Below are 19,322 nucleotides of genomic sequence, written 5' to 3' on the forward strand. Positions count from 1 at the left end.
CCGGTGAAATACTAGGACATCAGAGTAATTCTGCGAGATAGTCGGCAAGGACCTGCGCGTGGCTGTATGGCAGGTCCTTGCTTGCTGTCAGTAGAACAACGGGTCGAGAATCCGATGCCGGTGCGATGCGTACTGCAGGTTTTCGCGTTTGACGCCGCGCGGCCAGAGTTGGTCGATGAGAAGCCCGACGGCGTTACATTCGGAAGCCGGTTCGTAAACTCCCTCGACGATGATTATTCGGCGCGTCATTTCATGCCTTTTCGTCTTTCGGCCGTTTCAAATAGTGGAATAGCCCGCCATTCGAGTGTGATCGGCGCCACAGTAGGCTTCTCAAGGTATGTCCAAACATACTGTTCGGACTCGATTCAGATGGAGAAAGTGCGTCGTCGGTTTCCCTACGCCGCGGTAACTCTGGCTACTATCAGTCACCATTCACCCAAAAGCGGGTCATCTTCCGCTCATCACATGCTGGTTGCCGCTCGTCGCAGCAGGCGAACCACCAACCGCAGAAGGTAATGGAAAATGGAAACATCGAAGAGCGCACAAGTGCGTCCGACGGTCGGCGTCCCTCGAGAATCGAGTGATGGTGAGCGTCGGGTCGCATTGGTGCCGAAAATTGTGTCCGCTTTGATCGGCAAGGGCGTCGACGTGGTCGTCGAGTCCGGGGCCGGTCTCGGGGCGTTGATTCCCGACGAGTTGTACACCGCTGCCGGCGCGAAGATCGGCGATCCGTGGACTGCTGACGTCGTGGTCAAGGTTGCGCCCCCGTCGACAGAAGAGATCGCCCGGATCAGTACCGGCGCGAAGCTCATCGGTTTCCTGAATCCGCGTAACGCGGACAACCGCATCGCCGAGTTGAAGGCCGCCGGCATCGAGGGATACGCCGTGGAGGCGATTCCTCGTATCTCCCGCGCGCAGGTGATGGACGCGTTGTCCTCGCAGGCGAACGTGTCGGGGTACAAGGCTGTTCTGTTGGCAGCATCGGAGTCGACGCGGTTCTTCCCGATGCTCACCACCGCTGCAGGCACGGTGAAGCCTGCGACCGTTCTGGTGCTCGGAGTGGGTGTGGCAGGTCTGCAGGCGCTGGCGACAGCCAAGCGCCTCGGTGGCCGCGCTACCGGGTACGACGTGCGTCCTGAGGTCGCCGACCAGGTGCGTTCGGTGGGTGCACAGTGGCTCGACCTCGGAATCGACGCGGCGGGTGAGGGTGGATACGCCCGCGAGTTGACCGACGACGAGCGAGCGAAGCAGCAGCAGGCACTCGAAGATGCGATCAAGGGCTTCGACGTTGTGATCACCACTGCTCTGGTTCCGGGTCGTCCGGCGCCGCGCCTGGTCACCGCTGCCGCGGTCGAAGGCATGAAGCCGGGCAGTGTCGTGGTCGACCTCGCGGGTGAAACCGGTGGTAACTGCGAGCTGACCGAGCCGGGTCAAACCGTCGTCAAGCACGGCGTGACCATTTGCTCTCCGCTGAATTTGCCGGCGTCCATGCCTGAGCATGCGTCCGAGTTGTACTCGAAGAACATTTCCGCGCTGATCGAACTGATGCTCGTCGAAGGTGCATTGGCGCCTGATTTCTCCGACGAGGTTCTGGCCGGTGCGTGCGTCACCCGTGAAGAGAAGGGCGCCTGATGTACACATCACTTCTGGCGAACATCGCGATCCTGGTGTTGTCCGGGTTCGTCGGTTTCGCTGTGATCTCCAAAGTTCCGAACACCCTGCACACCCCGTTGATGTCCGGCACGAACGCCATCCACGGCATCGTCGTCCTGGGTGCGTTGGTCGTCCTGGGCAAGGTGCACGATCCCTCGATCGGGTTGCAGATCATCTTGTTCGTCGCGCTCGTCTTCGGAACCGTGAACGTTGTCGGTGGTTTTGTGGTCACGGACCGCATGTTGGCGATGTTCAAGGCCAAGCCGGCCGCCAAGTCTGTGTCGAAGGATGGTGACCAGTAATGGAATACCTGGTCAATGCGCTCTACATTGTCGCGTTCTCGATGTTCATCTACGGCCTCATGGGCCTTACCGGCCCGAAGACCGCAGTCCGCGGCAACCAGATCGCCGCGGTCGGCATGCTCATCGCCGTCGTTGCAACTCTGATCTCCATTCGTGATGCGGAGATGGGGAACTGGATCCTCATCGCTGCCGGCCTTGTCATCGGTGTCGTGCTCGGCGTCCCGCCGGCGCTGCGCACGAAGATGACGGCCATGCCGCAGTTGGTGGCACTGTTCAACGGTGTCGGCGGCGGCACGGTCGCGTTGATCGCGTACGCGGAATTCCTGGACTCGGACGGGTTCACCGCTTTCCAGCACGGCGAGTCGCCGACGGTGCACATCGTCATCGCTTCGCTCTTTGCCGCGGTGATCGGATCGATCTCCTTCTGGGGCAGCGTGATCGCGTTCCTGAAGCTGCAGGAAACTCTGCCTGGTCGTCCGATCGGAATCGGTAAGCTCCAGCAGCCGCTCAATGCGCTGCTGCTCATTGCCGCCGTCGCATTCTCGGTAATCATCGGTATCAAGGCGATCTCACCGGAAGGCCCGACCAGCTCACTGTGGATCGTCGGCGTGCTCGTACTCTCGGGCATCCTCGGACTGATGGTCGTGCTGCCCATCGGCGGCGCGGACATGCCCGTCGTCATCTCGCTGCTCAACGCTCTGACCGGTTTGTCAGCTGCTGCTGCAGGTTTGGCGCTCAACAACCAGGCGATGATCGTCGCCGGCATGATCGTGGGTGCTTCGGGCACCATCTTGACCAACCTCATGGCCAAGGCCATGAACCGGTCCATCCCGGCCATCGTGGCCGGCGGCTTCGGTGGCGGCGGCGAAGCGCCGTCCTCCGACGGCGTCGTGCGCACGGCAAAGGCGACCTCGGCCGCCGACGCGGCTATCCAGATGGCCTACGCCAACCAGGTCATCGTCGTACCCGGATACGGACTTGCCGTCGCGCAGGCTCAGCACGCGGTCAAGGACATGGCGAAATTGCTCGAGTCGAAGGGCGTCGAGGTCAAGTACGCCATTCACCCGGTCGCCGGCCGTATGCCCGGTCACATGAACGTTCTTCTCGCAGAGGCGGATGTCTCGTACGACGCGATGAAGGAAATGGACGACATCAACGACGAGTTCTCTCGTACCGATGTCACCTTGGTGATCGGCGCGAACGACGTCACCAACCCGGCGGCGCGCAACGATCCGAGCTCACCGATTCACGGAATGCCGATCCTCAACGTCGACCAGTCGAAGTCGGTCATCGTGCTCAAGCGTTCGATGAACTCCGGTTTCGCCGGTATCGAGAACCCGCTCTTCTTCGCCGAGGGCACCTCGATGCTCTTCGGTGATGCCAAGAAGTCGGTCTCCGAAGTAACCGAGGAGCTCAAGGCGCTGTAGCGCTCGAGCTCGGAAGGGCGTCCACTCGTAACCACGGGTGGGCGCCTTTTTCGTGTCCCTGTGTCGAAACGGCTTCTTGTGCTGAAACGACAAAGGCGCCTGGTCCGAGACGAAACTCGGAACAGGCGCCTCTGGCGACGTTTTACGGGACCTCGGGGGTTTCGGGGTCGGAAGAGAAGCCGGAAAGTAGTTCGATCAACTTCTGGATCAGTTCGAGCGGGTTCAGATCTTCGAGGCTCACGGTAAAGACTCCTTCGCTGTGGAACTACTTGATTCGGACATTTCAGAACATACGTCATGCCCCGCCGTCGCGGGAGGGCTTAGCGGCGAGAATCTCTGAATCACAAAGATTTAGGACTAAAGTCGGATGCTCCGGTGCCGGGAGAACGCGATTGCTGCCGTATCCGGGCGTAGCGCTTCACGTTTCGCGGCGATGGGCGATCGCGCCATCAAAATGGCTGCAGCACAGGCCCATACCAGAGCGATCAGAACGCCAGCTATCACTCCGAAAAGGCCGCTCAACTCGGCGGCCAGTGCGCTGGCGCCGATCGCAGCAACCCCCACGAATCCGAGACCGGCGACTACCGGACGCCACTGCGGGGCGGAGATCAAGATCGCCGAGCAGTACAGCGCGGTCGCCGCTGCCACGTGACCGCTGGGCAACAGGTCCTGGGGCACATCGGGGAGCCAGGAGCCGAACGCCGCGTTGGTGAGATTGGCGCCCATTCCGAGGAGCAGGATCGCGCCGATACCGTATGGCAGTCCGCGGACCATCGAGACGACGGCCAGAGCAGTAGTGGCTGCGAGTACAGCGGTGACGTCGAATCGGCCTACCGTCCACTCGGCAAGTGCGCGCACCTGTTCGGGGACGCTCACCCCAGGCGAGGTGGGTCGCACGAAATACAAGACGCCCAGCGCTACGACGGCGATCGCAGCAAGGACGAGGAAGCGAGTGGTTGTGGAGGGAGCGGGGTGCTGGGTGGAGGTCGAGACGGTCACGAGTACCAGCATCCTTGTTGAGTCTGTGCCGATCGTGAGGATCAGCTGTGAGGTCTGTAGGCGGTCGGAGAATCGCGCCGAACGACACCCGCACAAGCCGCTGCGACCAGGACGCATGCAAACGGGATCAACATTGCTGTGGTGAGAGGCACAAGCGTGGTGACCCAGCCGATGGTTGCCGGACCGGCGAGGAATCCGATGTATCCCATGCCGACGACGCGAGACATGTTGGTGCCGGCCGAACCTGAGCCCAGATTTCCCGCCGTGGTGAAGATCTGCGGAATGCATCCCGACAGGCCGGCACCGAACAGTGCCCAGCCGAGCAACGTGAGCGGTAGCCAGCCCGACACCACGACGGTCAGCATTCCGATGGACGAGAGCAACGCACCGTAGCGAACCACTGCCACCGGGCCGACTGCCGCGCTGATCCGATCCGCGGTGAATCGGCCGACGGTCATCATGGCGGAGAATGCACCGAACGACAGTGCAGCAACGGCATTCGAGACACCCAGATCTTCCTTGACCTGCAGTGCGCTCCAGTCGTTTGCCACTCCCTCGGCCAGCATCAGAACAAAGGCGAGGGTTCCGAGGGCAAGTACGCGAGCCGAGAATCTGCCGTGTGTCTTTCCGGTAGTCGACGCGGTTTCGGCATGCACGTCGACGTGAGGGAGCAGGGGTCGCGAGCACAACCAGACCGCGAGCAAGCCGATTGCCGACGCGATGCTGAGCGTGACGTACGGCGGAAGATCCAGTGCGAGAGTGCCGAATCCGATGACGGACCCTAATACGCCGCCGACCGAGAACATGCCGTGAAAGGCCGCCATGATCGGGCGCCGGTACAACTGTTCGGCCTCGACAGCCTGCGAGTTCATCGACACGTCCAACGCGCCGTTCGCGAAGCCGAATACAACAAGTGCGGCGCCCAGTTGCCAGGTGTTCGTGGCAAATCCCGGGCCGAGAGTGGCGAATGCCAGCCCGCTACCCGCCAGGATGACCATGCGCCTGCTGCCGTATCGATCGGCGAGCGGACCGCTCAATTGCATACCGGCAATGGCTCCGACAGCAAGAAGGAGAAGCAGTGAGCCGAGCGTCGAGTGACTGATTCCCACACGGTGTTCGATGGACGGAATGTGGACGACCCACATCGCGAGCAGAAATCCGTTGATGCCGAAGATGCCGAAGATGCCGGCCCGGGCGCGTACCAGGGCGGAGGTGGGGACTACTCGGTCGGTGGGGTTGACGCTCACTCGTTCCTTTTTACAGGTGAGACAGCAACAGGTCCGGGTCCGCGAGCATCTGTGCGACAAATGAGAGGAATCTCGCGGCCTGCTCACCATCGAGTATCCGGTGGTCGAACGTCAACGTCAGTGTCGCGACGCTCCGCGCTTCGATCTTGCGCTCGATTACCCAGGGACGCTCGCTCACTGTGCCCAGGCAAAGGATGACGGCTTCTCCCGGATTGAGGAGCGGAATGCCCCCGTCGACGCCGAAGACTCCGACATTGGTGATCGTGACGGTGCCACCGGTCAGGTGATGGACATCGGTCACTCCCGCGCGGGCAGCGACGGTCAGTTCGGTCACCGCGCGTGCAAGTTGGACCAGGCTCAGCGTCTCGGCGCTTTTGATGTTGGGCACGGACAGTCCACGTTCGGAGGCGACGGCGATGCCGAGATTCACGTGATCGTCGATGACGGCGTCGCCGCGGGCCTCGTCCCAATGCGCGTTCACCATCGGGTGCGACGAGATCGCCGTAACCAAGGCCTTGGCCGCGAGAGTCAGCGGAGTGAGAGAAAGTCCGGTGAATGCGTCCGAGGGACGGAGCCTGCCGACTAGTTCCATCGAAGGCGTGACATCGGCGGTGAGGAAGACGCTGGCCTGAGGGGCACGGGTACTGGCGACCATCGCCGACGCCATCTGTTTCCGCATGCCGGACGAGACCGGCTGTTTCTGTATACCGGATCCGGCCGGCCGCGGAGCTTCACTCGACGCGGCCTTCACGCGAAGCGCGTCTGCGACGTCCGCTGCCGTGACGGCACCGTCGAATCCACTTCCGGTGATTTCGCTCAGATCGATGCCGGCTTCGCGGGCCGCGCGCCGCGCCGAGGGTGTTGCGGGCCGACGCTCGGTACTCGCCGCGGTTTGCGAGTGTGGCGTAACCCGGTTCCGTCGTCGGCTCGGTCTCTCGGCCGCGGGTCCGTATCCGACAAGCACGCTCGGAGACTGTGAATCACTTGGAGACGGTGAATCTGCAGGCTCCTCGATTCGGATGATCGGAGTGCCGACCGGGACGGTAGAGCCAGGTTCGACGAGGAGTTCTCTGACAACGCCGACGTAGGGCGACGGCAGTTCGACGAGAGCCTTGGCTGTCTCTACCTGGGCGAGAACTTGATTGAGTTCCACCGTGTCGCCGACGCCGACCGTCCACTCGACCAGATCGGCGGACGTCAGGCCCTCGCCGAGATCCGGCAACCGGAATTCGTGCCCGGTACTCATGCTGCCAGCGTCCGGTCGAGTGCTGCGAGGATCCGGTCGGCGTCCGGAAGGTGAAATCGCTCGAGCTTGGCGGGCGGGTAGGGGATGTCGAATCCGGTGACCCGCAGGACCGGTGACTCGAGCTGATAGAAGCAGTGTTCCGCGACGTGTGCTGCGATTTCGGCGCCGACGCCGAGAAACTTCGGCGCCTCGTGGACGACGACCAGCCGGCCTGTCTTGTTCACCGACGCCTCGATCGTGTCGAAGTCGATGGGGGAGAGTGAACGCAGATCCACGACCTCCAGATCATGGCCTTCTTCTTCGGCGATCCGCGCGGCGTCGAGCGCTGTGGCGACCATGGACCCGTACGCAACTACTGTCGCGTCGTTCCCCGAGCGGGCGACTCGGGCACGGTGGAGCGGAAGCTCTGGCGCAGCATCGGTATTCACGTCGGCGGTATCCCAGTAGCGCCGTTTGGGTTCGAGGAATATCACCGGGTCGTCGGCCGCAATGGATTGGCGGATCATGTGAAAGCCGTCGATCGGATTGCTCGGGTACACCACCCGCAGTCCCGCGGTGTGAGCGAAGTACGCTTCCGGCGACTCCGAATGATGTTCCACCGCACCGATTCCACCGCCACTGGGAATGCGAATCGTCAGTGGCGCAGAGGCAGCGCCTCGGGTGCGGTAGTGGATCTTGGCCACCTGCGAGACGATCTGATCGAAAGCCGGGTAGACAAACCCGTCGAATTGGATCTCGCAGACAGGCCGATATCCGCGCAAGGCAAGACCGAAAGCTGTTCCCACGATCCCTGATTCGGCGAGGGGCATGTCGATCACCCGAGTATCGCCGAAGTCCTTCTGCAGGGCGTCGGTAACCCGGAATACACCGCCGAGACGGCCCACGTCCTCTCCCATGATGACAACGCGACGATCGTCTTCGAGTGCGCGTCGCAGGCCGGTGTTGAGCGCTGTCACCAGATTCATGACGGTCATGACGAAGCCCCTTCCATGCTGCGGAGATACGCGCGATGCTCTTCGCGTTCAACGTCGATCAGTGGGTGTGCCTCGGCGTAGACGTGATCGAAGAGCGCTGACGGGGGTGGATCGGCGAGCGCGATGGTTGCGCGTCGCAGTCCAGCTGCGACGTCGTCGGCCGCCGCCGCGACGGTGCTGAGTTCGTTTTCTCCGAGAAGATCGCGACGGCCGAGGAACAGACGCATTCGCTCGAGCGGATCGCGGCTTCTCCACTCCGACATGTCGGTATCGGCGCGGTACCTGCTCGGATCGTCGGACGTCGTGTGCGGGCCCATTCGGCAGGTGATCGCCTCGATGAACGTCGGGCCGCTGCCTTCGCGTGCGCGATTGAGCGCCGAGCGCGTGACTGCGAGAACGGCGAGGACGTCGTTGCCGTCGACGCGGATCGCGGGGATGCCGTAACCGATCGCCCGATGTGAGATGGGCGTGCGTGACTGGAGGGATACCGGTTCACTGATGGCCCACTGGTTGTTCTGGCAGAAGAAGACAACGCCGACACGGAAACTGGCGGCAAATCCCATCGCCTCGGCGATGTCGCCCTGACTTGTGGCGCCGTCGCCGAAGTACGCGATCGTTGCGATCTCGGCGCCGTCCAGGTGTGCGCCGAGTGCGTATCCGGTGGCGTGCAGCCCTTGGGAGCCGACGACGATCGCCGGATTGGTGACGTTGAATTGTTCTGGATCCCAACCGGAATGGGAGATTCCTCGCCACATGGTGGTCAGCAATTCGGGGGGAACTCCCCGGCAGTACGCGACGGCATGTTCGCGGTAGCTGGTGAACGCGAAGTCGTCTGGGGCGAGTGCTCTCGCGGAACCGACCTGGGCGGCTTCTTGGCCGAGCATCGGAGCCCACAAACCTATTTCGCCTTGACGCTGCAGGGCAACAGCTTCGGTGTCGATTCGGCGACTCACGACGAGATCGCGATACAACGACAGCAGTTCGTCAGGCCCGATGTCTGTTATCAGGCGGTCGAATTCGGGACGGCACACTCGTGCGCCGTTCGGTTGGATGAGTTGGACCGGATAATCGAGGTTGTCGATCATCTTCGCTCACCTCGGTTTCTGCTCATGCCCGGCGCGCCTCGTGAGTACGCCGCACAATCCCGATGTGTTGTATGCAGTTGTCGCTCTACCATCAGGATCCCCCTGATTGGGAAATCCGCAAGTATTTCCACTGCCGTATCAGGACCGGAACTGCGAACTGGCGAGTAACAAACGTGTCGGTACGGCCAACCGATCGGAATTCAACCGCTAGCATCGGTGCGGTGACTGCAGTCGGTTTGAACGAAGAAGCTGTTTCCGCGTGGATCGCCGAACTGGGGGTCGGCGCCACGACACCACTGACTTTCGAGAGGATCGGTAACGGGCAATCGAACCTGACCTACTCCGTGACGGATGCGGGCGGAGGACGGTGGGTACTGCGCAGACCTCCACTCGGCACGTTGTTGGCGTCCGCGCACGACGTCGTTCGCGAGCACCGCATCCTGTCCTCGCTCCAGGGAACCAAAGTGCCGGTTCCGAAGATCCTCGGCATCACGGAAGATCCGGAGATCACGGACGCTCCGCTGGTCCTCATGAGCTACATCGACGGCGTTGTGATCGACGGCGTTCCAGTGGCTCAGAAGTTGACCGAGGACGAGCGTCGCGCGGTCGGATTGGCGATGCCGAAAACCCTTGCAAGCATTCACGGGGTTGACCTGGAAGAGACCGGCCTCGACGATCTGGCCAGCCGCAAGCCCTTTGCCGAGCGTCAGCTCAAACGGTGGTCGGCGCAGTGGGAGAAGTCGAAGACCCGCGATGTTCCGGACGTCGACAGGTTGGCCGAGATTCTGCACCGAAACATTCCGGAACAGAACGAAGTGACCTTGGTTCACGGCGACTTCCACCTCAACAACGTCATCACCGACCCGGTCGAGGGGCGCATTGTTGCCGTCGTCGACTGGGAGCTGTGCACGTTGGGGGAGCCGCTCGCGGATCTCGGTGCGCTACTCGCGTACTGGCCGGAAGCCGGTGACAAAGTTGCCGGTCCGTTCATGGCGTCCACGCTGGAAGGCTTCCCGAACCGCGACGAGCTGGTCGCTGCCTACGTCGAGGCGACCGGCCGCGACGTGTCAGCGGTCGGATATTGGCACGTACTCGCTCTGTGGAAGCTCTCGATCATCGCCGAGGGCGTGCTGCGACGCATTCTCGACGATCCGCGCAACAAGGCCGAGCACGGCGGCCCGACGGTCGCGCTGATCGACGGAATCGTTGCACGCGCCGTCTTGACGGCAGATCAGCTCGGTCTGAGCTAGTTTTCGGTCAAGGTCCCGGCTGCTGATCTGATCGCAGCCGGGATCTCCACCGGCTTACGGGTGTCGGCATCGACGTAGACGTGCACGAAGCGACCAGTCGCGGCAGGTTCCCAATGGCCGTTTTCGACCTCGTGGAATATCGCCAGGGCGTAGACGATGCTCTTGGTGCCCAGCTTCTCGACGGAGATACCCACCTGCAACTGCTCGGGGAACGACAGTTCGCTCAGGTACCGGCACGACGTCTCGGCGACGACGCCGATGGCAGGCAGATTGCGGATGTCGGTTCCAGTGGAAGACATCAGCCAGGCGTTGACCGCGGTGTCGAAGTACGAGTAGTAGGTCACGTTGTTGACGTGGCCGTAGTGATCGTTGTCGTCCCACCGCGTCGGGACGGGCCAGAGAACGGGAAACTCGCTGATCGACGGGGGCGTCTGCGCTGTGCTCACGGCTTCGACTGTAGTGAGGACTTTCGCGAGAGTGAGGGCAGGGTGGTGCCCTGTAGGACTGCACGCACGATCAGCCCCACCAACAGTGCCCAGAATGCCGAACCGATTCCCAGGATACTGACCCCGGATGCGGCGATCAGAAACGTGACCACGGCGCCTTCACGTTCACTCGCCTCGCTCAGCGCCGACGTGAGGGCGCCGGCAAGCGTTGCCAGGAGCGCCAGTCCGGCAACAGTTTCCACGACTCCGGCCGGTGCGGCGGCTACCAGAGCGGCCACCGCGGCCGCGCCGGCAGCGAGAACGAGATACGCCCAGCCTGCGGTGAAGGCAGCGATCCATCGACGTTTGGGATCCGGATGTGCGGTGGGGGCGGCGGCCAGGGCCGCGCTGATCGCCGCGAGGTTGATCGCATGGCCACCGGCCGGTGCGCCGACGATGGTGCCGATACCCGTCACGATCATCGACGGCCGCCAGGGAACGGTGTAGCCGAACGAATTCATCACGGCCACACCGGGAATGTTCTGCGAAGCCATCGTGACGATGTAGAGGGGAATCGCAATGCCGATCATTGCCTGCCAGGTCCACGACGGCGCGGTGAGATCGATGCGGGGAATCATGGCGCCGGCGTCGAGCACTCGATCCGACGTGACGAGGCTGATCCCGATCACGACCGCTGCTGTGAGAAACGCGAGCGGAACCGCCCATCGCTTGGAGAAGCGCTGCGCGGCAAGCCAAACCAGGATGACGGGCGCGACCGCCGCCGGTGCGTCCCGGACGGCGATGATCGGCGCCAGGCACAACGGCATCAGAACCCCGGCGAGCATCGCTTGCGCGAGGGGCGTCGGGATTGCCGAGATGATCCTTCCGAGCGTCGGCCACAGTCCGGTCAGCACGATCGCGATTCCGACGACGATGAATGCTCCGACCGCGGCCGGCCACCCACCCTCGACCGCTCCGGCGCCGGCGAGCAGAGCGGCACCGGGCGTCGACCAGGCCAGGGTGATCGGCATCCGATACCGGCGTGAGAGCCAGAGCATTCCCAACGCTTGGGTCACACACAGAACCAGCAGTCCGGACGCCGCCTCGGTTGCGTCCGCACCGACAGCCGCGAGGCCGGTGAGCACCACCGCGAACGAACTGGTGAAGCCGACGAGGGCCGTGACGATGCCTGCGCTCATCGGTTGCGAGTTGCTGCGAACGGCTTCCGGTTCGGTGGTATCTGTGGAGTCCGACATGGTCAGTGATTCTGCCCGACCCGCCCCAGACCCGATTTACCTGTCCGGTCGGATGGGTGAGGTGACCGCTTTGCCGTAGATGAGGTGCGTTTGGGCGTGCCAGACCTCGGGATGTGCGGCGAGGTGGTCGATCAATACTCGCTGTAGATGAGCACTGTCACGGACCGCGACGTGGAGGAAGAAATCCTCAGGCCCCGAGACGTTGAAGAGCGCAAGCGTTTCCGGCAGTGCTAGGGCGTCGGCGGTGAACCGGTCGACGAGGTCGCGGCGGTGTGGTCGCAGTTGAACGGCGATGATCGCCTGCATCGACCGGCCAACGGCTGCCGGATCGACAACCGCGTGGATACCGCTGATCGTTCCGTTGGCACGTAGGCGTCGTACGCGCTCGTGGCACGAGGAAGTCGCCAAGCCGACTCGATCGGCCAACACCTTGTTGGTGATCGACGCGTCGTTCTGCAATTCGGCCAAAATCTTCCAGTCCACCGGATCCAGAGGCTCATTCTTCGTCATCTGCCGAACTATATCCGGAGTCGTTTTGAACTTCCCGGATCCAGTTGCACACTCCTGGCATGAACATGTGTCTCGAATCAGCTCGGGTGTGAGGTATTTCGGATGAGTGTCGGTCAATGGCTCGCTTTCGGCTCCCTGCTATCCATCGTCCTGTTCACGCCGGGACCGGATTTTGTCCTGATCCTGCGTCATTCTCTGGCAGATCGTCGGACCGGCGCGGTGGTGGCCGCCGGTGTGATTTCCGGGCTCTTCGTTCACACCGCTGCCGCGTCACTTGGTCTCTCCGCACTTGTGGCGACACGGCCACAGTTGCTCTCTGCGCTCACATACGCCGGGGCGGCATATCTGACCTGGCTCGGCATCTCCGCGATTCGAAGTGCTTTCAAAGCCCGAGCCTCGGACGAGGGAATTCCGGCAGCGAAAGAACCGATCGCGGTCACCACGGCATTTCGCTACGGCTTCCTCTCGAACCTGCTGAACCCGAAGGCGCTGTTGTTCTTTCTCGGGCTACTCCCGCAATTCATCGAGCCGGGTGAAGGCGCAGGGCTGCGCACGTTGATGTTGGCGGGCGCGACGGTGGTCGCCGCGGCACTGTGGTGGGCGATCGTGGTGGTGTTGGCGGCCGGAGCCGGCAAGAAGCTGCGTCGTCCTGGCGTCGGCAAGCGAATCGACGTGGTGACGGGAGTGTTGTTGGTGGGTCTCGGTGCCTTCTTCGGGGTTGCATGAGTGGTCGTGTCAGGATGGGTTCATGACACTTCCCGTGCTGATCGACGTCGAAGAACTGTCCGCTCTCATCGAGGCCGGCGCTGCGCCGCGATTGCTCGATGTCCGATGGGCGCTGAGTGATTCGAACGGCGAGCAGCATTTTCGCGACGGCCATATTCCCGGCGCGGTCTTCGTGAACCTCGACGAGGAACTTGCCTCGCCGCCGTCGCCGGACAAGGGAAGGCATCCGCTGCCGAGTCTCGAAGACCTGCAGGACGCTGCGCGTCGTTGGGGAATCGACGACGGTGATTCGGTGGTGCTTTACGACGCCACCGGCAACACGGCCGCTGCCCGTGGTTGGTGGCTGCTGCGGTGGGCCGGGCTCTCGGATGTCCGACTGCTCGACGGCGGGCTACAGGCCTGGGAGTCCGCGGGACTGCCGTTGGCGGCCGGTATCGGTGAGTCGGTCACTCCGGGCAATGTGACTTTCACCGGCGGCAACATGCCGACGGTCGACATCGACGGCGTCGGCGACTGGACGCGTGCGGGCGGTGTGCTTCTCGACGCCCGAGCGGGGGAGCGGTACCGCGGCGAGGTCGAGCCGATGGATCCCGTCGCGGGGCACATCCCCGGTGCGGTGAGCGCGCCGACCGCGGAGAACATCACCGGCGACGGGCGGTTCCTGGATGCGACCCGCCTGCGTGAGCGGTTCGCCGGACTGGGCGCCGGAGACAGTGTCGCGGTGTACTGCGGATCCGGAGTAACTGCAGCGCATGAGATTGCGGCACTCGCGATCGCCGGTTACGACGCGACGCTGTTCCCGGGCTCGTGGTCACAGTGGTCGAACGACAGCACTCGCGCCGTCGACCCCGGAGCCTGAGTCAGCTCTTGGTGCGATCGATGAATGACGGCACGAGAAACCACAGTGCCGTGAACATGATCGCGGCGCACGCTGCCAAGACCTTCGCAGCAACTCCGCCGACGGCGACCTCGGCGATCAACAGGACCGTGCCGGTCATGGAGGCGGCGAGAAAGGCTATGCCGCACAGGGCGAATCGGTTGGCGACGGGCAATATGTTCTCGCGGTGCCCACGGCGGAAGAGCATGCGATGCCAGACCGCGGGTGCCATCAGGAACCCGAACGAGATGGCAACAAGTATCACCGTCACCAAGTGGATGCCGCGGATGTACGCCGACGCTTCCTCGTAGCGTTCGGTGAATGCCACGGCCAGCAAGAAGGCAAACAGGATCTGAACACCAGAGAGCGCGACGCGCAGTTCTTGCAACAACTCGTTGAAGTTCCGCGCGAGTTGTTGAGGTGGAGTCTCCCCGGTCTCGTTCACGGCGACGTGGTTCCTACGCCCGTGAGTATTCCGACGCTCGCTGGATCTGCTCCGCGCTCGGACGCACGCCGGTGTAGAGCACGAACTGTTCGGCGGCCTGAAGGGCAATGACCGACGCTCCCGTGATCGCCGTCTTGCCGAGTTCGGTCGCCAACGCGATCAGTGGCGTGTTCGCAGGCATCGCGACGACGTCGAAGACGACATCGGCGGCGCGCACTGCTTGTTCGGGGAACGACAGTGCATCTGCTTCTGCGCCGCCGGACATACCGATCGGAGTGGCGTTGATCAGCACACCGGGACGAAGCTCGCCGAGTTCGGCCTGCCAGTCGAAGCCGTACTGCTTCGCGAGCGACGACCCCACTTGCTGGTTGCGGGCGATCACGGTGACGTCGGTGAATCCGGTGTCGCGCACCGCAGCGACGACTGCTTTTGCCATGCCACCGCTGCCGGCGACAGCGACGGACAGGCTCGTGTCGACCTCGTTGTCACGCAGCAGATCGGCCACCGCCTGATAGTCGGTGTTGTAGGCGTGCAGCACTCCGGACTCGTTGACGATCGTGTTCACGGAGTCGATGGCGCTGGCCGAATCGTGCATGACGTCGATGTGCTCGATGACCTGTTCCTTGAACGGCATCGACACCCCGCAGCCTCGAATCCCGAGTGCTCGGATGCCGCCGATCGCGGCTGGCACGTCTTCGGTGGTGAAGGCTTTGTAGACGAAGTTCAGGCCCAATTCCTCGTAGAGGTAATTGTGAAACCTCGTGCCGATGTTGCTCGGTCGCCCGGAGAGCGACATGCACAGGAGCGTGTCCTTGTTGAGGTCGACGGTCATTGTCCCCACTCTAATCGCGAGTTCGGCGTAGTTCTTGATAGACGAGTGCACCCATCCGGATGTCCCGCAGCGCCGAATGTCGGGTATCCGATCGAAGCACCACTCGCACCGACAGAGCCGAGACGACATGGTCACACAGAACATCGACGAGCACCCGAGCACCGAATCTCGTCCACCGCGTCGTAGATGGGCTGCTCACGCGATCTCCGGAGTGTTGGCCGCGGCTGTCGTCCTGGGCGTCGGTGAACTGGTGGCGCTGCCGATCAACCCGGATGCGTCGCCCTTCTACGCAGTTGGCGCGACCACCGTCGACCGAACCCCGGCGTGGGCTCGCGAGTTCGCGATCGACACCTTCGGCACCAACGACAAGCCGGCGCTGTTCATCGGAATGTCGATATTGATCGTTCTGCTCGGTGCGGTGGCCGGGCTGTTGGAACGGCGACGCCGCCCGATCGGCAGTGTCATCCTCGTTCTTCTGGGCGCGGTTGGTGTGTATGCGGCGATGCAGCGCCCGACTGCCGATGCGATGTACGTGTTCCCGACGCTGGTCGGTGTGGTGGCGGGCGTCGCAACCTTGCGGTTGCTGATCACGCAACTCGAGGTGCCGCTCTCGCCTGGCGTCGCCGACTCGTGGTTGCCTCGTCGTCAGTTCCTTCTGCTGGCAGGTGCGGCGTTGGCAGTGGCTGCGGCAGCGGGTGCCGCCGGGAAGTTCGTGGGGCAGAGAATCGCCGGAGCAGTAGCGAATCGTGAAGACTTTGTCGTGCCCACTGCCGCTGACCCGGCGCCGCCGATTCCGGCGGGTGCGGACATCGCGATTGCGGGTGCGTCGACGTACATCACGCCCAACGACGACTTCTATCGAATCGACACTGCACTCCTCGTTCCGCAATTGACGACGGATTCGTGGGAACTGCGGATTCACGGAATGGTGGACCACGAGATGACGTTGTCGTTCGACGATCTGGTGGCGCGAACGCCCATCGAGCGAGTCATCACGCTGACGTGTGTTTCCAACGAGGTGGGCGGCGTTCTGGCCGGGAACGCGAAGTGGATCGGTTATCCCATGAAGGACCTGCTCGACGAAGTCGGTGTCCATCCCGACGCCGACATGCTCCTGTCGACCAGCGTCGACGGCTTCACAGTCGGCACCCCGGTCGAGATAGTCACCGACGGACGTGACGCGATTCTCGCCGTGGCGATGAACGGTGAGCCGTTGCCGTTCGAGCACGGCTATCCCGTTCGGCAGGTAGTTCCCGGCCTGTACGGTTTCGTCTCCGCCACCAAGTGGGTGACGGAGTGGGAACTCACGCGTTTCGACAAGGTCGAGGCCTATTGGACCCAGCGCGGTTGGGGTGCGCAGGCACCGATCAAGACGTCCTCGCGTATCGAGGTGCCGGCAGCTTTGGCGCCGATCGAGCCGGGCCAGGTGCTGGTGGCGGGAACGGCCTGGGCGCAGCATCGCGGGATCGAGAAGGTCGAGGTTCGCGTCGACAACGGCGAATGGCAACCGGCGACACTGGCGCAGGAGTACTCGATCGACACCTGGCGTCAATGGTCGTGGATGTGGGATGCAGGCTCAGGTTTGCACACCGTGCAGGTCAGAGCGACGGATTTGGACGGGAACGTTCAGGTGGAAGAGCGCACTCCGCCGATTCCCGGTGGAGCCACTGGATGGCATACGAGGTCGTTCACCGTGAAGTGACAGGTAGATCCGAATGGGATTCGGTATACAGGCGGACGACGCACTGGGCCATCCATCCAGCGATCAGCGTTCGCAGGCCGAAGTCGAAGGTGTCGTCGGTTCGCAGTGGGTTCGCGGCCTCACGCGTGACCTCGCTCGGGTTGGAGGATTGAGTCCACGCGACATCCGGCGTCGAGAGTTTCACGACGGATCCGAGAACCAGACTGTCCAGCGTGGAAATTGCGTGACGCGTATCGGTCGAATCGAAACCCCCGTCCGAAAATGCTTGAACGAGTGCAGTATCAATATCAAAAGTTACCTCGGTGCGGACGCTGCGTGTCATGAGTAGCGGGATGAGGCGCCAATGTTCGACGGCAGCTCGGCGATATGCCCACCCCCACGCGCTGATCCGTTCGCTCCATCCTGCGGGTGGGTGGGGGACAGAGATCGACGACATCACGCGGATGCGCATGAGTTCGACGATCTCGGATCGACCCGAAATATGTGTGTAGAGCGAAGACGGAGTCACGTTCAGTTGCTTGGCGATCCCGGGCATGGTGAAGTCGCCGGTTGCGTCGACAGCATCCAGAGCCGCGTCGGTGATGTTTCGCGTGGACAGTATCGGCTGAGTGGGACGCGGCATCGATTCTCCTGGTGAGGGATTCGTCGGCAATCTCGGACTTGATCGATTGATGACAACTCCTTGATTTCGGGAGCCGGTATGCATCATACTAACCGAACCCTATTCGGTATGTCGGCGGAATCTTCCGGCGATCGGTACACGTCGGAGGAACATTCAATATGTCTGTCGTATGGCTGACCGGTGCAACGATCATCGACGGCACGGGCGCCGACCCGATCGAGAACTGCGCTGTTGCCGTGGAAGATGGCCGCATCAGTGCACTCGGTGGAACGCCGCCCGCGGGGGCGGAGGTGCTGGACTGCACCGGGCTGACAATCACGCCCGGCCTCATCGACGCGCACGTTCATCTCGGTGGATCGAGCGATCTCGCACCGAGCCTGCGGCGTCAGATCTCGGTAGCCGAGCTCGCTGCAGACATGTTCGCGACCTGCGCATCGACCCTCGACGGGGGATTCACCACTGTTCGTGACTGCGGCGGAATCGACGGTGGACTCGCCGGAGTTGTCGCCTCGGGCAAGATTCCGGGTCCGCGGATCATTCAGTGCGGCCCGATCCAGTGCCAGACCGGTGGACACGGACACCTGGCGGCCGAGTGGGAGCCGACTTCGGACTGGTCCGATCATGACATCCCCGGATTGCGTTGTATGTCTCTGCTTTCCGACGGTCCGCTCGAAATGCGAAAGAATGTTCGCGAGACGTTCCGCAGGGGTGCGGACTTCCTCAAACTGTGTGTCACCGGGGGAGTGGTATCCACTCATGACAAGCTCACCGATACCCAGTTCACGGTCGACGAGATCGAAGTTGCCGTCGAGGAAGCCAATGCGCGCGGTACCTATGTCACGGTGCATGCCCACAACAACGAGGGAATCCGAAACGCTGTCACTGCCGGCGCGAAATGCGTCGAGCACGGCTCAGGTATCGACGACGAGACTGCCAAGTTGATGGCCGAGCACGACGTCGCGTTGGTGCCGACGTTGGCTGTGGTGCAGGCACTCTCGGACAGCGCGGCGTCAGCAGGTCTACCCGAATCGATTTCGGCTCGGATCGGCCAGATGATGCAGGGTCAGATCGACGGGCTTCTTGCTGCTCGAAATGCCGGCGTCAGAGTGGGATTGGGATCGGACCTCATCGGTACCGATCAAACAGGCCGGGGGATGGAGCTAGTCCTGCGCGCCAAGGTCGAAACCCCGATGGACGCATTGGTTTCCGCTACCCGGATCAACGCCGACATTCTCGGCATCGCCGACGAGGTCGGCACCATCGAAGTCGGCAAGTTCGCCGACCTCGTTGCGTTCCGCGGCAATCCGTTGACGGATCCGTCCATCTTCGCCGATCGTGAGCGCATCGCACTCGTCATTCAGAGCGGTCGAGTGGTGAAGGACGGCCGGTAGCTCAACAGCGAGTGGTGAGTTCTGTCAACGCCGAGTGATCCGCCCGGCTGACCGGTAAGCCGTAGGAAATCGCGACGGTCAAGTACTTGCCGGCGTAGAAACATTGGTATGCAGGATTGGGCGGCAACCACTCACCGGGCGTGCTGTCGCCTTTCGACTGGTTGTCGGGGCCGTTGACGGCCAACAGGTTCAGTGACGTGTCGTTCGCGAACCTCATCCGAAGCGCGGGCGTCCAGGAGTTCGCGCCGAAGTCCCAAGCCGCGGCGAGTGGGAAGACGTGTAATCCGTAACTAGTAGGTAGTGCCGTTGACATCATCCTGAGCTTCCTTCCACAGATTCGGGACATGTGGGCG

The 19,322-nt window shown here is 62.7% G+C and carries 21 protein-coding genes; 8 read left to right on the forward strand and 13 right to left on the reverse strand.

The window, feature by feature from the left end; translation table 11 throughout:
* Positions 1-87 precede the first annotated feature (87 nt).
* Positions 88-249 (reverse strand): hypothetical protein, encoded by a 162-nt coding sequence (locus H7C86_RS21910; protein WP_158024830.1) that lies wholly within the window; start codon positions 247-249, stop codon positions 88-90.
* A gap of 273 nt (positions 250-522) precedes the next feature.
* Between H7C86_RS21910 and H7C86_RS21915 the strand changes: the two genes are divergently transcribed.
* From H7C86_RS21915 to H7C86_RS21925, 3 genes are read left to right on the forward strand one after another with little or no spacing between them, the layout of a single operon-like run.
* Positions 523-1,632 carry a Re/Si-specific NAD(P)(+) transhydrogenase subunit alpha gene (locus H7C86_RS21915; RefSeq protein ID WP_047889211.1) on the forward strand — a complete coding sequence of 370 codons (1,110 nt, stop codon included), beginning with the start codon at positions 523-525 and terminating at the stop codon, positions 1,630-1,632.
* Positions 1,632-1,955: an NAD(P) transhydrogenase subunit alpha gene (locus tag H7C86_RS21920; protein WP_003941319.1), complete on the forward strand. Its 324-nt coding sequence runs from the start codon at positions 1,632-1,634 to the stop codon at positions 1,953-1,955. Before H7C86_RS21915 ends, H7C86_RS21920 begins: the two co-directional genes overlap by 1 nt.
* Complete coding sequence (locus tag H7C86_RS21925) at positions 1,955-3,382, forward strand: NAD(P)(+) transhydrogenase (Re/Si-specific) subunit beta (protein WP_020970092.1); 1,428 nt, start codon at positions 1,955-1,957, stop codon at positions 3,380-3,382. The genes H7C86_RS21920 and H7C86_RS21925 overlap by 1 nt, the downstream gene beginning before the upstream one ends.
* Positions 3,383-3,739: 357 nt before the next feature.
* On the opposite strand, the gene H7C86_RS21930 is transcribed toward H7C86_RS21925, so the two are convergent.
* From H7C86_RS21930 to pdhA, 5 genes are read right to left on the reverse strand one after another with little or no spacing between them, the layout of a single operon-like run.
* Positions 3,740-4,393, reverse strand: a complete 654-nt coding sequence (locus tag H7C86_RS21930; protein WP_020908349.1) for a hypothetical protein — start codon at positions 4,391-4,393, stop codon at positions 3,740-3,742.
* Between the two features lie 29 nt (positions 4,394-4,422).
* On the reverse strand, positions 4,423-5,628 hold the full coding sequence (locus H7C86_RS21935; RefSeq protein WP_019749231.1) for an MFS transporter: 1,206 nt from the start codon (positions 5,626-5,628) through the stop codon (positions 4,423-4,425).
* Between the two features lie 10 nt (positions 5,629-5,638).
* Complete coding sequence (locus H7C86_RS21940; protein WP_182262224.1) at positions 5,639-6,874, reverse strand: dihydrolipoamide acetyltransferase family protein; 1,236 nt, start codon at positions 6,872-6,874, stop codon at positions 5,639-5,641.
* Complete coding sequence (locus H7C86_RS21945) at positions 6,871-7,848, reverse strand: alpha-ketoacid dehydrogenase subunit beta (protein ID WP_092765283.1); 978 nt, start codon at positions 7,846-7,848, stop codon at positions 6,871-6,873. Before H7C86_RS21945 ends, H7C86_RS21940 begins: the two co-directional genes overlap by 4 nt.
* Entirely contained in the window at positions 7,845-8,933 is a 1,089-nt protein-coding gene (gene pdhA, locus H7C86_RS21950; protein ID WP_182262225.1) for a pyruvate dehydrogenase (acetyl-transferring) E1 component subunit alpha, read from the reverse strand. Before pdhA ends, H7C86_RS21945 begins: the two co-directional genes overlap by 4 nt.
* 221 nt (positions 8,934-9,154) lie before the next feature.
* Between pdhA and H7C86_RS21955 the strand changes: the two genes are divergently transcribed.
* Entirely contained in the window at positions 9,155-10,183 is a 1,029-nt protein-coding gene (locus H7C86_RS21955) for a phosphotransferase family protein (RefSeq protein ID WP_020908344.1), read from the forward strand.
* Here the strand turns inward: H7C86_RS21955 and H7C86_RS21960 are convergent.
* The 3 genes from H7C86_RS21960 to H7C86_RS21970 are packed head-to-tail and all read right to left on the reverse strand — an operon-like array spanning position 10,180 to position 12,374.
* Positions 10,180-10,629 carry a thioesterase family protein gene (locus H7C86_RS21960; protein WP_019749226.1) on the reverse strand — a complete coding sequence of 150 codons (450 nt, stop codon included), beginning with the start codon at positions 10,627-10,629 and terminating at the stop codon, positions 10,180-10,182. The two genes, H7C86_RS21955 and H7C86_RS21960, sit on opposite strands and share 4 nt — an antisense overlap.
* On the reverse strand, positions 10,626-11,864 hold the full coding sequence (locus H7C86_RS21965; protein ID WP_003941402.1) for a benzoate/H(+) symporter BenE family transporter: 1,239 nt from the start codon (positions 11,862-11,864) through the stop codon (positions 10,626-10,628). Before H7C86_RS21965 ends, H7C86_RS21960 begins: the two co-directional genes overlap by 4 nt.
* A gap of 36 nt (positions 11,865-11,900) precedes the next feature.
* Positions 11,901-12,374, reverse strand: coding sequence for an Lrp/AsnC family transcriptional regulator (locus tag H7C86_RS21970; protein WP_003941284.1), 474 nt, complete (start codon positions 12,372-12,374; stop codon positions 11,901-11,903).
* A 102-nt stretch (positions 12,375-12,476) separates the two neighbouring features.
* Here H7C86_RS21970 and H7C86_RS21975 point away from each other — a divergent pair, with 102 nt between their 5' ends.
* Both H7C86_RS21975 and H7C86_RS21980 read left to right on the forward strand, forming a co-directional pair.
* Positions 12,477-13,100, forward strand: coding sequence for a LysE family translocator (locus tag H7C86_RS21975; RefSeq protein WP_003941342.1), 624 nt, complete (start codon positions 12,477-12,479; stop codon positions 13,098-13,100).
* 22 nt (positions 13,101-13,122) lie between these two features.
* A complete protein-coding gene (locus H7C86_RS21980; RefSeq protein WP_182262226.1) occupies positions 13,123-13,959 on the forward strand; it encodes a sulfurtransferase in 837 nt (278 codons plus the stop codon).
* A 1-nt stretch (position 13,960) separates the two neighbouring features.
* Here the strand turns inward: H7C86_RS21980 and H7C86_RS21985 are convergent, their stop codons facing one another.
* Positions 13,961-14,422, reverse strand: a complete 462-nt coding sequence (locus H7C86_RS21985) for a DUF6328 family protein (RefSeq protein WP_003941357.1) — start codon at positions 14,420-14,422, stop codon at positions 13,961-13,963.
* Positions 14,423-14,435: 13 nt separating this feature from the next.
* Positions 14,436-15,254, reverse strand: coding sequence for a shikimate 5-dehydrogenase (locus H7C86_RS21990; RefSeq protein WP_029538385.1), 819 nt, complete (start codon positions 15,252-15,254; stop codon positions 14,436-14,438).
* A 127-nt stretch (positions 15,255-15,381) separates the two neighbouring features.
* Between H7C86_RS21990 and H7C86_RS21995 the strand changes: the two genes are divergently transcribed.
* Positions 15,382-16,956 (forward strand): molybdopterin-dependent oxidoreductase, encoded by a 1,575-nt coding sequence (locus H7C86_RS21995; protein ID WP_019749223.1) that lies wholly within the window; start codon positions 15,382-15,384, stop codon positions 16,954-16,956.
* Here the strand turns inward: H7C86_RS21995 and H7C86_RS22000 are convergent.
* Complete coding sequence (locus H7C86_RS22000) at positions 16,943-17,578, reverse strand: TetR/AcrR family transcriptional regulator C-terminal domain-containing protein (protein WP_019749222.1); 636 nt, start codon at positions 17,576-17,578, stop codon at positions 16,943-16,945. The two genes, H7C86_RS21995 and H7C86_RS22000, sit on opposite strands and share 14 nt — an antisense overlap.
* Before the next feature lie 158 nt (positions 17,579-17,736).
* Here H7C86_RS22000 and H7C86_RS22005 point away from each other — a divergent pair, with 158 nt between their 5' ends.
* Positions 17,737-18,969, forward strand: a complete 1,233-nt coding sequence (locus tag H7C86_RS22005) for an amidohydrolase family protein (RefSeq protein WP_019749221.1) — start codon at positions 17,737-17,739, stop codon at positions 18,967-18,969.
* A 1-nt stretch (position 18,970) separates the two neighbouring features.
* Here the strand turns inward: H7C86_RS22005 and H7C86_RS22010 are convergent.
* The coding region (locus H7C86_RS22010; protein WP_259349269.1) for an HNH endonuclease family protein at positions 18,971-19,322 on the reverse strand (352 nt) is incomplete at its 5' end.

Origin of the sequence: Rhodococcus sp. UFZ-B548 (assembly GCF_903819475.1) — a bacterium.
Taxonomy (GTDB): Bacteria; Actinomycetota; Actinomycetes; order Mycobacteriales; family Mycobacteriaceae; genus Rhodococcus_F; species Rhodococcus_F erythropolis.